9 protein-coding genes are annotated in these 9,606 nt (G+C 66.8%); 8 read left to right on the forward strand and 1 reads right to left on the reverse strand.

Annotated features, from left to right (window positions below; genetic code table 11):
* Position 1: 1 nt before the first annotated feature.
* The 8 genes from ACLBYA_RS25075 to ACLBYA_RS25110 all read left to right on the forward strand — a co-directional run bounded on the left by ACLBYA_RS25075 (position 2) and on the right by ACLBYA_RS25110 (position 8,150).
* The gene (locus ACLBYA_RS25075) at positions 2 to 1,552 is read left to right on the forward strand and encodes an MCE family protein (RefSeq protein WP_447712176.1); all 1,551 of its coding nucleotides are present in this window, start codon (positions 2 to 4) and stop codon (positions 1,550 to 1,552) included.
* Positions 1,522 to 2,157: a hypothetical protein gene (locus tag ACLBYA_RS25080; RefSeq protein ID WP_447712161.1), complete on the forward strand. Its 636-nt coding sequence runs from the start codon at positions 1,522 to 1,524 to the stop codon at positions 2,155 to 2,157. Before ACLBYA_RS25075 ends, ACLBYA_RS25080 begins: the two co-directional genes overlap by 31 nt.
* On the forward strand, positions 2,154 to 3,128 hold the full coding sequence (locus ACLBYA_RS25085) for an RDD family protein (protein ID WP_447712162.1): 975 nt from the start codon (positions 2,154 to 2,156) through the stop codon (positions 3,126 to 3,128). The genes ACLBYA_RS25080 and ACLBYA_RS25085 overlap by 4 nt, the downstream gene beginning before the upstream one ends.
* Positions 3,125 to 3,676 carry a mammalian cell entry protein gene (locus ACLBYA_RS25090; RefSeq protein ID WP_447712163.1) on the forward strand — a complete coding sequence of 184 codons (552 nt, stop codon included), beginning with the start codon at positions 3,125 to 3,127 and terminating at the stop codon, positions 3,674 to 3,676. The genes ACLBYA_RS25085 and ACLBYA_RS25090 overlap by 4 nt, the downstream gene beginning before the upstream one ends.
* A 47-nt stretch (positions 3,677 to 3,723) precedes the next feature.
* On the forward strand, positions 3,724 to 4,293 hold the full coding sequence (locus tag ACLBYA_RS25095; RefSeq protein ID WP_447712164.1) for a mammalian cell entry protein: 570 nt from the start codon (positions 3,724 to 3,726) through the stop codon (positions 4,291 to 4,293).
* An 11-nt stretch (positions 4,294 to 4,304) separates the two neighbouring features.
* Positions 4,305 to 4,985: a YoaK family protein gene (locus ACLBYA_RS25100; RefSeq protein ID WP_447712165.1), complete on the forward strand. Its 681-nt coding sequence runs from the start codon at positions 4,305 to 4,307 to the stop codon at positions 4,983 to 4,985.
* A 9-nt stretch (positions 4,986 to 4,994) separates the two neighbouring features.
* Positions 4,995 to 5,825, forward strand: a complete 831-nt coding sequence (locus ACLBYA_RS25105) for an SDR family NAD(P)-dependent oxidoreductase (protein WP_447712166.1) — start codon at positions 4,995 to 4,997, stop codon at positions 5,823 to 5,825.
* Positions 5,826 to 5,909: 84 nt separating this feature from the next.
* Positions 5,910 to 8,150, forward strand: a complete 2,241-nt coding sequence (locus tag ACLBYA_RS25110) for a hypothetical protein (RefSeq protein ID WP_447712167.1) — start codon at positions 5,910 to 5,912, stop codon at positions 8,148 to 8,150.
* Positions 8,151 to 8,280: 130 nt separating this feature from the next.
* Here the strand turns inward: ACLBYA_RS25110 and ACLBYA_RS25115 are convergent, their stop codons facing one another.
* Complete coding sequence (locus ACLBYA_RS25115; protein WP_447712168.1) at positions 8,281 to 9,564, reverse strand: DUF222 domain-containing protein; 1,284 nt, start codon at positions 9,562 to 9,564, stop codon at positions 8,281 to 8,283.
* Between the last annotated feature and the right edge of the window lie 42 nt (positions 9,565 to 9,606).

Here is a 9,606-nt window from a genome sequence, read left to right on the forward strand (position 1 = left end):
GCTGCTGACCCGAATGATCAAGACACAGTTGCTGATCTTCGTCGCGCTGACGGTGGTTGCCCTGGTGGTGCTGTCGCTGTTCTACCTGCGGCTGCCGACCTATGCCGGTATCGGTATGTACCGGATGTACGCCGAACTGCCCAACTCGGCGGGTCTGTACAAGACCGCCAACGTCACCTTCCGCGGTACCACCGTCGGCAAGGTGATCGAGGTCGAGCCCACCGAGACCGGTGCCCGGGTGACGATGGACATCGACAACGACACCAAGTTGCCGATCGACACCAGCGCCAACGTGCACTCGGTGTCGGCGGTCGGCGAGCAGTTCCTCGACCTGGTGTCGGTCGAGGACTCCGGTCAGTTCTTCGGTGGCGGGGACACCATCATGAAGGGTTCGGTACCGGCCGAGGTCGGTCCCGCGCTGGACTCGGCGCAACGCGGACTGGCGGCGTTGCCGGAGGAGAAGATCGGCGTCCTGCTCGACGAGACCGCCAAGGCGGTCGGCGGTCTGGGCCCGTCCCTGCAGCGCCTCGTCGACGCCACCTCGAACCTTGCCGGGGATTTCCAGGAGAACCTGCCCGCGGTCACCGACATCGTTGAGAACTCGGCGCCGATCATCGACTCGCAGGTGAACTCCGGAGATGCCATCTCGCAGTGGGCGGCCAACCTGAACACCATCACCGCCCAGACCGCCGAGAAGGACGCGGCGCTGCGGAGCGGATTGCAACAGGCGCCGCCGACGGCCGATCAGCTCAACGCGGTGTTCAGCGATGTGCGGGAGTCGTTACCGCAGACGCTGGCCAACCTCGAGATCGTCATCGACATGCTCAAGCGCTACAACAAGAACGTCGAGCAGGTGTTGGTGGTGCTGCCCCAGGGCGCGGCCATCGCGCAGACCGCGACGATCTTTGCGCCCGAAGGTCTGCTGCACTTCGGTCTGGGCATCAACGTTCCGCCGCCGTGCCTGACCGGGTTCCTGCCGGCCTCGCAGTGGCGTTCGCCGGCCGACACCAAGACCGAACCGTTGCCGTCGGGGCTGTACTGCAAGATCCCCAAGGACGCGCCCAACGCGGTCCGCGGCGCGCGTAACTATCCGTGCGCCGACATACCGGGTAAGCGGGCGGCCACCCCGCGGGAGTGCCGCAGCGAGGAGCCCTACACCCCGCTGGGCACCAACCCCTGGTACGGCGACCCGAACCAGATCGTGGACTGCCCGGCCGCGGGTGCACGCTGCACCCGTCCGGTCAATCCGGGTCAGGTCATCCCGGCACCGTCGATCAACAACGGGATGAATCCACTGCCGGCCAGCCAGTTGCCGCCACCGGAGACCACGTTGCCGACCAGCGATCCGCTCACCCCTCCTGGCCAGGGCAGCGTCACGTGCAGTGGACAGCAACCCAACCCGTGCATCTACACTCCGGCATCAGGTCCGGGTGCGGTGTACAGCCCGTCCAGCGGTGAAGTGGTCGGACCCGACGGCGTCAAGTACTCCGTCAACAACTCGAGTAATCCAGGAGATAACGGATGGAAGGAGATGCTGGCACCAGCCGGCTGAACCCCACCGACGACGAGACCGAGGCCGCCGACTCTGCGGCCGTCCCCGAACACACCGAAGACACCGAGAACATCGAGAACGCTGAGGCCACCGATCACGGGCGGCTCGGGCGGCTCGGTGGCGGCTGGGTCGGTGCGATCGCCGCCACCCTCATCGTGCTGGCGGTCGGGCTGGGCACCGTCGGATACCTGTTGCTCCAGTGGACTGGCCGCAGCGAGCAGATCGCCCGCGACGATGCCGTCGCGCTGCAGGCCGCCAAGGATTGTGTGATCGCCACCCAGGCACCCGATACCGCGTCGATGGGTGCCGCCCAGGCCAAGATCGTCGATTGTTCGACGGGCGACTTCGGGGCCCAGGCCGTGTTCTACAGCTCGATGATGATGGAGGCCTATCAGGCGGCCAATGTGCAGGTCGAGGTCGCCGACCTGCGGGCCGCGGTGGAGCGCCATCACGATGACGGTTCGGTCGACGTGCTGGTCGCGGTGCGGACCAAGGTGACCAACAGCGAGACCGCGGGCCAGGAGCAGGGTTATCGGCTGCGGGTCACCATGCAGCGCGCCGACGGCACCTACAAGATCGCCAACCTCGTCCAGGTGACCACGTGACGGCCGTCCTCGAAGAAGACGTCGTCGAGACCGAGATCGTGCCCGAGCCCGCGGTGGCCTCCTGGGGTGCCCGGGCCGGTGCGTTCGGTATCGACGTGCTGTTCGGGCTCGGGTTGATCGCGACCATGGCGATGCTGGCATTCACCGCACCGTTGCTCGGGTGGTTCTGGTGGGTGTGCGTGGTATCGGCGACCCTGACCGGGCTTGCGCTGATGTTCAACCGCTGGATCCTGCCGGTGCGGACGGGCTGGACGCTGGGCCGCGCCGTCGCCGGGATCCGGGTGACCGGTCTCGACGGCAGCGCTCCCGACACCGGCCGCCTCATCGCCCGCGATATCGCCCACCTGATCGACACCGTGCCCGCGCTGCTGGGCTGGCTGTGGCCACTGTGGGACCGCCGCGGCCGTACCTTCGCAGATCTGTTGCTGCGCACCGAGGTTCGCCGTGTCGGTGCGCCCGAGCGGGAACTACGGCGTCCGGTGGCGATCGGCCTGGCGGTCGCGGTGTCGATATCCGCGGGTGCCGCGGCGGTCGGCTACCTGGTGGTGTTCCAGCAGCAGCGTGCACTCGAAGACGCTCGCGCCGAGATCGCCGCGCAGGGCGCCGGCATCGTCGAACAGATATTGAGCTACACCCCGGACAGCGCCGAGGCCGACTTCGAGCGCGCCCGGTCGCTGGCGTCGGAGAGCTACCGTCCGCAGTTGGTGGCCCAGCAGGATGCACTGCGCTCGGCGCCGCTGGTGTCCAACGAGTACTGGTCGGTCAACAGTGCGGTGCTGGAATCCCCGGCACCCACCACGACGAGTGCCTCGATGCTGTTGGCCATGCAGGGACAGCGAGGTATCGACCCGAACACCATGCGGTTCATCACCGCAACCGTGCGGGCCGAGTTCGTCAAGGCCGGCGATCAGTGGCAGGTGCAGAACCTGACCGTGCTGACCCGCCCGCAGAGCCCGGGAGCCGGCGGATGAGCCCGCGCCGCCGTATCGATCCGGATGAGCGGGAGTTCTTCGTGGCCCCGGTCGACCCGCCGATCCGTTGGGGACTGCCGCTGGTCGCGGCGTGCGCGGCCGTGCTGATGGCGTTCACGCTCGGGCTGGCGTCGTATATGACGGTCGTCCACGAGTCGGATCGACAGACCCAGATCCGCGATGCCGACGCGCTCGGTTATGTGCGGGCGTTCATGACCGCGTACACCACACTGGATCCGTTCAACGCCAACGACTATGCCGACCGGATGCGCGCCCAGGGCACCGGCGAATTCGCCACCGTGTTCGCCGAGAAGCAGAACGAGATCGTGCTGCAGGTGGCCCGCCTGGAGCCGACCACCGGCACCGTGGTCGAGGCCGGCGTACAGCGGTGGAACGAGGACGGCAGCGCCGATGTGCTGGTGGCGACCAAGGCCACGAGCACCACCCCGGACGGCAAGCAGACCATCGAGACCGGAAGCCGTTGGCTGGCAACGGCGATCAAGGAAGGACAGCAGTGGAAGATCAGCCGACTGATTCAGGTGATCTGACCACCGAGTCCGAGGCTCGCGAGTCAGCTCAGACCCCGGAGTCCGACGTGTCGGAGACCGAAGCCCCGGCGGCCGAGACCCCGGTGTTGGTGCCACACCGCCCGCCCGGCCGGCGCGCCAAGGTCGCCGCCGCCGTCGGTGTCGTCGCCTTCGTCGCTGCGGCAGCCTTCGCGGGGTCTGCCGCCGCGCCCTACCTCAACGACCGGGCGTTGGTGCAGGTGAAACTCGATATCGCGGGTACGGCGGCCGACGCGATCACGACCCTGTGGACCTATACCCCCGAGGACATGGCGACCCTGCCCGACCGGGCGGCCAAGTATCTGGGTGGGGATTTCGAGAACGAGTACCGCAAGTACATCGACGCCATCGTCGCGCCGAACAAGCAGGCGCAGGTGTCCAACAACACCCAGGTGCTCGGCACCGCCGTCGAATCGGTGGATGCCGACAATGCGTCGGCGATCGTCTACACCAACTCGGTGGCCACCAGCCCGGTCACCAAGAACATCCCGTCGCTGCGGTATCTGTCCTACCGCCTGACGTTGGAGAAGCGCGGCACCGACTGGCTCATCACCCAGATGAACGCCATCACCTCACTGGACCTCACACCCAGGCTCTAGCGGGACCGGGCATGCAATCGCCTGTGTCGCAGCGGCTCACGGTGACCGCACTGTTACTGCTCACCTTCGCCACCGGGTTGGTCGACGCCGTCAGCGTGCTGGTGCTGGGGCATGTGTTCGTCGCCAACATGACCGGCAACGTCATCTTCCTGGGGTTCTGGTTCGTGCCGCACTCCGGGGTGGATTTGTGGGCAGCGGTGGTGGCCTTCCTGTGCTTCCTGGCCGGGACGGTCGCGGGTGGCCGGCTGGCCCGGCATCTGGATTCCTCGGTGCGGCGCTGGCTGACGATCGCGCTGTCGGTGGAGGTGGTCATGTTGGTGACCCTGGCACTGCTGGCTGGTGCCGGGGTGCTGCGCTATCACGACGACACCAAACTGGTGCTGATCGCCGGGCTGGCGGTGTCCTTCGGGATCCAGAACTCGACGGCCCGACAGTTCGGAATCGCCGAACTGTCCACCACGGTGCTGACCCAGACCATCGTCGGCATCGGGTTCGACAGTCGGCTGGCCGGGGGGACCGGCCAACGCGAGAAACTGCGCTACACCGTCGTGCTGACGATGTGTGCCGGTGCGGTGCTGGGCGCCACCCTGACGCTGTACATGGTGGCCCCGGTGATCGGCCTGGCCGCCGCGGTGGTGGCCGCGGCGGCGATGATCTTCGCCTTCGGACCGCCCGCGCCGCAGCCGGGTTAGTCTGACCCCATGCCTACAGTCCTGGTGACCGGCGCGGGTCGGGGAATCGGACGCACCATCGCCGAGCAACTGGCCGTCGCGGGCTGGGATGTCATCGCCGGGGTGCGCAACACCGTCGACGGTGCCATGCTGACCGCCACTCATCCCCAACGGATCTCGGTGGTCGTGCTCGATATCACCGATGACGAGCAGATCGCCGCACTGGACGACGTACTACCCGCCGAGTTGGACGCGGTGGTCAACAATGCCGGTATCGTGGTCGCCGGTCCGATGGAGACCGTCAGCCGCGAGCAGTGGCGTAACCAGTTGGACGTCAACGTGATCGGTCAGCTCGCAGTCACGCGGTCGGTGCTTCCGCGGTTGCGCAGGAGCCAGGGCCGGGTGCTGTTCATCTCCAGCGTGAACGGTCGCCTGTCGACCCCGCTGATCGGCGCCTACGCGGCGTCCAAGTTCGCTCTCGAGGCCGCGGCTGACGCGTTGCGAATGGAGTTGCGGCCGTGGCGGATCCCGGTGGTGTTGATCGAACCGGCGCAAACCGATACCGACATGTGGCGTACTGCGGGCACCATGGTCGACGAGGTGGAGGATGGGCTGTCGACCGAGCATCGGGCCTTGTATGCGCGGCACATATCGGGAATGCGCAAGTCGGTGCCGGTATCGCAGCGCATCGCGGTGAAACCGGCCAAGGTGGCGGCGGTGGTGATCGAGGCGTTGACCGCGACACGTCCCCGTGCCCGCTATGTGGTCGGCGCCGGCCCCAAGCTCCAGGTTGCTTTGCTGACCCGAATGCCGGCAAATTTACGCGATCGACTATTACGTACGGTCATGCGTCAACCCTGAAATCCTTTCTCCCACAAAAGTACCGGTGCACGGTTTAGTCGGTGCTAAGTTCCTGCCAGGTATCAGCGGGGGAGGCAGGAACAGATGGCTGGCAAGCACCGGGTCGCAGCGCAGCGGGCCAAACGGGTGGCGATGGTGACGGCGGCGACGGCCACGGCAACGGCGATGACGGTCGGCGCGGCGGCACCGACTCCGCTGCCCCGGCCCGAGGAGCACTACCTGCGGGTCGTGGAACAACCTGTCGACCTGACCGCCGGGGTGAGCCCATTCGGTCCGCCCGGCAGCCTGTCCGATGTCACCGGCGGTGCCGGCAAAACCGCTTACGATTCGTTCCAGGAGTTCATCGCCGCCTATGAGCGCGCGCTGGCCGGGATCAACGTCGGCGGCGGATTCGGACTGAACATCGAGGACCTGCTGAGTCAGATCCCGACGGCCTTCCTCGACGACATCCTGGGTGCGATCCCGATCGGACTGGAGCCGGTGCTGACACCGGTGCTCGGCGGACTCATCACCCCGCTGCTGCTCAACATTCTCGACCTGCTCAACATCACCGACGCCCAGGGCAACATCACGCTGTCCGCGGTGTTGGGCCTGCTCGGGCTGGACCTGTCCGATCCCCTGAACCTGGCCGGACTGAACATTCCTGGTGTCAACATCATCACCCCGGGTGAACCGTTCACCCTGCTCAAGATGCTCGCCGGTCTGGACCTGGGCTGGACGCCGGGAACGGCGAACGCGGTGGCCGATGCCATCAACACCACTCCCTATCTGAAGGTCGGCGTCGAGACGCTGCTGGATGCGGTGCTGGGGATCGCCGGCGACGCTGTCGGGCAGATCCCGCTGCTGGGCCCGTTGGTCGACGGTGTTCTCGACCTGGTGGCCGATATCAACCTGCCCGACCTGAGCTTGATCGATGTGCGGATCCCGATCGTGATCGGATACGGGTTCGGCGCGATGGCTGCCGGTTCGGCCTACCAGCAGGCGCTCGCCGACCTGGCAAACCAGCCGCGCCTGGGTGCCAACGGTGGCGGTCCGCTGGGCAGTCTGACCCTGCTGCCGATGATCCTGGCCAACAATGTCGGCCGAGCCAACGGTGGCATGCTGGCCCGGTTCTACCCGCTGTTCGATCTGCTGGGGATCGACATCATCACCCCCGATGTCGCGGCCACCAACGAAGGAACCGGAATCCCGGTGCTGGGTACCGGAATCGAACTGGGGGCGGCCAACCTGGTGCCCATCAAGGTCGACGCGACGGTCCAGTATCAGCCGTTCTCCGATCTGGCTGCTTGGCCGAATCCGGCCTCGCTGTTCAACAATCTGCTGGCCGGCACCATCGGCGCGTCCTACATCCTGCGCGGGGTCGAACTCGACAGCGCGCTCGACCAGATCCTCGCCGAGGTGGGTGACACGGTCTCCGACGTGCTGGATCTCGGAAACCCGTTGAACATCAACATCTATCTGACTCTCGCCACCCGGACCCTGCCGTTGCTCGAGCCGCTGTACCTGGCCGGCGATGTGCTGAACATGGTGAGCTTCGGGACGTTGGGGACGGTGGCATACCGGTTCGCCAATGCGCTTTCCCCAGCGCTGACGAGCCTTGTCAATCTCGGATACACCGACGTGGTCCGCAACGCGGATGGCACCTGGACCCGCACGCTGGAAGACTCCGACACTCCGATCCCATTCATGTCCTTCCCCAAGGTCAACTGGGGGCAGGCCATGAACGATGTGTTCAACTCGCTGGTCAACGGATTCCACAAGGAGTTCTTCAGCGGCAACCCGACCGCCGCCCCGCCGAACGTCCTGGAGAATCTGGGTAAGTTGATCCAGACCATCACCGGCGGCCTGAATCTCGGTGGTCTGCAGGCCGGTATCGACAACCTGGTGGCCGGACTCACCGGACGGCAGGCGCCCAATGCCCAGCGCACGCTTGCCGCCGCGGCCGGCGACCTGCCGGACGGCGACCCCAAGCTGGTCACGTTGTCGGTCGATCCCGCCGGCGATGTGTCGACGGGCAAGCATGCCGCCGATCCGGATGCGCCCATCCCCGCCGACTCCGGACTGCCGCCGAAGCACGCGGCCGACGAGGACGCCACCGACGAGGAGTTGACCGAGGAAGAAGCCCTCGAGGAGGCAGCGGTCGAGGAAGAGGCCGACGAGGCCCCCGTCAGCCCGATCGCCAAGCGGCCGGTGGCCAAGACGCGACCCTTCGAGGGCGTCAAGCGGGCGACCGCTCCTCAGCGCGTTGAGCGCACGCCGGATACCAAGGCGGACAAGGCCGACAAGGCCGACAAGGCGGACAAGGCCGAGAAGGATGCCGCTTAGTGCCCTGAGCCGCTGACCCGCCGGCGGCAGCCGTTTTGGCCACCAACGGAAGTCGCGACGGACCAGCGACTCAGGACACTGCGGGCCCGCGGTTCACTATGGAGTTGTCAAGGTGCCGTTGAGATTTGAGTTATGCGGCGGTGGATAGGTCTGTCATGGTGCGTCTCGCGTGGGATCTGAGATGCTCGGGTGCGGGTCCCGTCGGGTCGTGTGGTGGGATGAACCAGGGGTGGCGGTCGCGGCCGAGGTAGACCTGCCAACCACCGTGATGGATCAGGGTGTGGTGCATCCGGCACAACAACACCCCGCCGTCCAGACAGGTGGTCCCGCCTTCACTCCACGGGGTGATGTGGTGGGCATCGCACCACGACACCGGCCGCCCGCACCCGGGGAAGGCGCAGCCACCGTCGCGAATGCCCAACGCTTTCCGGATGTGCGGCGGGAACAACCGTTCACTGCGGCCGACGTCCAGTGGGACCCCGGTGTGGTCGACGATGACTCTGGTCAGGGTGCTGTCGCACGCGATCAGATCGGCGGTGGCCGCGCTGACCGGGCCGGTGAAGCCGAGCTGATCTACACACTCGTCGCCGTCGGTCTGTGGCGGTCGGATCAGTGTGACGTGTGGCAGCACGCCACCGGACATCGGCCGATCCGAGTGCGACAGATAGGTGCGCACAATCTGCCCGAATGCATCCGCGCGGCGCCGCCCCGGCGGCCGCGGATCCGGGGACCCGTCCGGCAGCGGCACCGGTCGGGTCAACGGATCCGACGCCGCCATGAACTCTTCTACGGTCACCGCATCCAGATCCATGGTCACCGTCGAGCGGCCGTCGCCGTTCCGCACGATCGACACGTTGTTGAGGTTGGCGTCCTCGGCCACCGGCACCGCCCGCTCACCGGGTGGTTGTGTCGCGGTGCGGTCGATCGCGATCGCCCGCGCCTTCTCGGCCACCTCGGCCGGGGTGGTCTTGATCATCAACTTCCTCACCACCGTCGCCCGCTCCTCCCCGGACAACGGCACCCGGGAATGCACATGGGCGACCCCGAGCCCGACCGCGTCGGCGAACTCGATCCCGACCCCGCCCAGGCGTTGTGCCCGGGTCAACGCCGGCAGATCCGGTACCGCACGGCCAACCCGCACAGCCCGTTGCGCCGCACCCGGCGACATCCCGACCGAGGTGAGCAGGTCAGCACCGGATTTCAGATGCTTACGCGCCGGCACCCCGAGCCGTTCCGCGGCGGCGACCGCGGACGCGATCACGAAATCGAACAGATTGCGTCCGGTCACCGCAGCCACCAACACCGACAACAACGACTGCTCATCCACGATCCGCGGACACTCCAACAGGTGAAACAATGTCCGGCCCACATCCGCCTCCGGCGCAGCAGACGGCGTGAGATCGTCGATCAACATATTCAGAAAAGACTCAAGACAAGCGGCGTCCATCGCGGGACC

The sequence above is a fragment of the Mycobacterium sp. C31M genome (assembly GCF_053345865.1).

Coding starts and splice junctions, on each gene's coding strand:
- ACLBYA_RS25080 (WP_447712161.1), top strand. CDS start 1,522: ATGGAAGGAGATGCTGGCACCAGCCGGCTGAACCCCACCGACGACGAG.
- ACLBYA_RS25090 (WP_447712163.1), top strand. CDS start 3,125: ATGAGCCCGCGCCGCCGTATCGATCCGGATGAGCGGGAGTTCTTCGTG.
- ACLBYA_RS25100 (WP_447712165.1), top strand. CDS start 4,305: ATGCAATCGCCTGTGTCGCAGCGGCTCACGGTGACCGCACTGTTACTG.
- ACLBYA_RS25105 (WP_447712166.1), top strand. CDS start 4,995: ATGCCTACAGTCCTGGTGACCGGCGCGGGTCGGGGAATCGGACGCACC.
- ACLBYA_RS25110 (WP_447712167.1), top strand. CDS start 5,910: ATGGCTGGCAAGCACCGGGTCGCAGCGCAGCGGGCCAAACGGGTGGCG.
- ACLBYA_RS25115 (WP_447712168.1), bottom strand. CDS start 9,564: ATGTTGATCGACGATCTCACGCCGTCTGCTGCGCCGGAGGCGGATGTG.